The organism is Amnimonas aquatica (genome assembly GCF_002943415.1).
GTDB lineage: Bacteria > Pseudomonadota > Gammaproteobacteria > Pseudomonadales > Moraxellaceae > Perlucidibaca > Perlucidibaca aquatica_A.
Window position 1 is genome coordinate 1 of the sequence record NZ_PTQZ01000221.1, and the last position, 2,905, is coordinate 2,905.

The 2,905-nt window shown below is 69.0% G+C and carries 3 protein-coding genes; 2 read left to right on the forward strand and 1 reads right to left on the reverse strand.

Going from position 1 to position 2,905, the window contains the following annotated elements:
• Positions 1-717 (forward strand): alpha/beta hydrolase (locus C5O18_RS08170; RefSeq protein ID WP_105193045.1); only part of this gene is annotated, 717 nt, incomplete at its 5' end.
• An 80-nt stretch (positions 718-797) separates the two neighbouring features.
• Positions 798-2,312, forward strand: coding sequence for a fumarate hydratase (locus C5O18_RS08175; protein ID WP_105193047.1), 1,515 nt, complete (start codon positions 798-800; stop codon positions 2,310-2,312).
• Positions 2,313-2,369: 57 nt separating this feature from the next.
• Here the strand turns inward: C5O18_RS08175 and C5O18_RS08180 are convergent.
• Positions 2,370-2,905 (reverse strand): methylated-DNA--[protein]-cysteine S-methyltransferase (locus C5O18_RS08180; RefSeq protein ID WP_241146787.1); only part of this gene is annotated, 536 nt, incomplete at its 5' end.

The window sequence follows — 2,905 nt, forward strand, 5'->3', positions numbered from 1 at the left end:
GATGACCTGGTGGCCTGGCGCGAGCACCTGGCCGGCGGCACCGGTACCTTGGACAGCGGCTCCGCTGGTCCGGCGGCCAGTGCCGCCGTCGACGCGGCGGATCGCGCACCGGTGCACCTGGTCGGCCACGACTGGGGCGCGGTCGCCGCCATGACCGCCGTGGCCGGCAGTGCCGCGGGCTGGGCCTCGCTCGGCGTGCTGGCCATTCCGCCGCTGCAGCGCTTCGAGCGCGCCGGCGCGCTGCTGCCGGTGCAGGCGCGGCAGTCATCGTACATGCTGCTGTTGCAGAGCGGCGCCTCGCCCTGGCTGATCCGCCAGCGCGACTGCGCCTACCTGCGCCGCCTCTGGCACCGGTGGTCGCCGGGCTGGGCGTTCACGGAGAATGACTTCGCGCCCGTGCGCCAGGCCTTCTCCAGCCCCGCCGTGGCGCATGCCGCCACGCGCTACTACCGCTCGCTGTTCACCCCGCCACGCGCCGCCACGCGCGCCTTCTACGCGCGCCTGCGCCGCCCGCTGGCCACACCCGTGCTGGCGCTCGCCGGCGCGGACGATGGCTGCCTGCACGCCGGCCTGCTCGACCGCATCGTGGACCCGGCGCTGTTTCCGGCCGGCGTGCGTACCGTCACGCTGCCCGGCTGCGGCCACTTTCTGCACGCCGAACGCCCGCAGGCCGTGCTCGACGAACTGTTGACCCACCTGCGCGCCACCTCGGCCTGAGCTGCGGTTATACTTGTGCGGTTTGTGCGGGCTTTCACGCCCGCCGCCGCTCATTACCGTTCGCCCAGTGGAGCCCGCGCATGACCGTGATCAAGAAGGACGACCTCATCCAGAGCGTCGCCGATGCCCTGCAGTACATCTCCTACTACCACCCGGTGGACTTCATCCAGGCCATCAACGCGGCCTACGAGCGCGAAGAAAACCAGGCGGCGAAAGATGCCATGGCGCAGATCCTGATCAACTCGCGCATGTGCGCCGAGGGCCACCGCCCGATCTGCCAGGACACCGGCATCGTCACCGTGTTCGTGAAAGTGGGCCAGAACGTGCGCTGGGACCTGGGCGACCTGAGCCTGGACGACGCCATCAACGAAGGCGTGCGTCGCGCCTACCTGAACCCGGACAACGTGCTGCGCGCCTCGATCCTGCGCGACCCGGCCGGCAAGCGCCAGAACACCAAGGACAACACGCCGGCGGTGATCCACTACTCGATCGTGCCGGGCGACAAGGTCGACATCACCGTGGCGGCCAAGGGCGGCGGCTCCGAGAACAAGTCGAAGATGGCCATGCTCAACCCGTCCGACTCGATCGTGGACTGGGTGCTGAAGACGGTGCCGACCATGGGCGCCGGCTGGTGCCCGCCGGGCATGCTCGGCATCGGCATCGGCGGTACGGCGGAGAAGGCCGCGCTGCTGGCCAAGGAATCGCTGATGGACCCGGTGGATATCCAGGAGCTGATCGCGCGCGGTCCGCAGAATCGCGTGGAAGAGCTGCGCCTGGAGCTGTACGAGAAGGTCAATGCGCTCGGCATCGGCGCCCAGGGCCTGGGCGGCCTGACCACGGTCATCGACATCAAGATCAAGGACTACCCGACCCACGCCGCCTCGCTGCCGGTCGCCATGATCCCCAACTGCGCCGCCACCCGCCACGTGCATTTCGAGCTGGATGGCTCCGGCCCGGCCGAGCTGGAAGTGCCGAAGCTGGAAGACTGGCCGAAGCTGACTTTCGATGCCTCGAAGTCGCGTCGCGTCAATCTGGACGGCATCACCCCGGAAGAGATCGCGTCCTGGCAGCCGGGCGAGACCCTGCTGCTGAACGGCACCATGTACACCGGCCGTGACGCCGCCCACAAGCGCATGGTCGAGATGTTCGCGCGCGGCGAAGAGCTGCCGGTCGACCTGCGCGGCAAGTTCATCTACTACGTCGGCCCGGTCGACCCGGTGCGCGATGAAGTCGTGGGCCCGGCCGGCCCGACCACGGCCACGCGCATGGACAAGTTCACCGACACCGTGCTCGGCAAGACCGGCCTGTACGGCATGATCGGCAAGTCCGAGCGCGGGCAGGTGGCCATCGAGGCGATCAAGAAGCACCAGGCGGCCTACCTCATGGCCGTCGGCGGCGCCGCCTACCTGGTGTCGAAGGCGATCCGCAAGGCGCGCGTGGTGGCTTTCGAGGACCTGGGGATGGAAGCGATCTACGAGTTCACCGTGGAGGACATGCCGGTGAGCGTGGCGGTGGACGTGCGCGGCAGCTCGGTGCACCACACGGCGCCGAAGATCTGGCAGGCCAAGATCGGGAAGATTCCGGTGGATGCTTGATTTAGCTGGTGGCGTACAAAAAAGCCCGCTGATGCGGGCTTTTTTGTGGTGTCCCCCTCAAAACAACCCCCGCTGCCCCATCCCGCCCTCATGCCGCAGCAGCCACTCCTTCCGCCACAGTCCGCCGCCATAGCCCGTCAGTGACCGGTTGCTGCCGATCACCCGGTGGCAGGGCAGCACGATGCTCACCGGGTTCGCGCCGTTGGCCAGGCCGACCGCGCGCACGGCGGCGGGCCGGCCGATGTGGTCGGCCAGCTCGCGGTAGCTGATGGTTTCGCCACCAGGGATGCCGCGCAGCGCCAGCCAGACCTGGCGTTGGAAGTCGGTGCCGCCGAGGGCGACGGGCAGGGTGTCGACGGCGGCGACATCGCCGGCGAAATAGGCCAGCAGGGCGGGTGTCGCGGCCGAGGCCTCCCGCGTTTCGCGCAGCCGCACGGGCTGGCCGGGGTACTGCCGGCGCAGCAGCAGGCGCATGCGCTCCTCGTGGTCGTGCCAGTCGAGGGCGCGCAGCTGGCCCTTGGCATCAGTGATGATGAGCATCTGCCCCAATGGGCTGTCCACGCGTTCGAGCATGAATTCCAGATCGGACATGG

What these genes read in the sequence shown, in the direction of transcription:
- C5O18_RS08175 (WP_105193047.1), top strand. Translation starts at nt 798, where the DNA reads ATGACCGTGATCAAGAAGGACGACCTCATCCAGAGCGTCGCCGATGCC.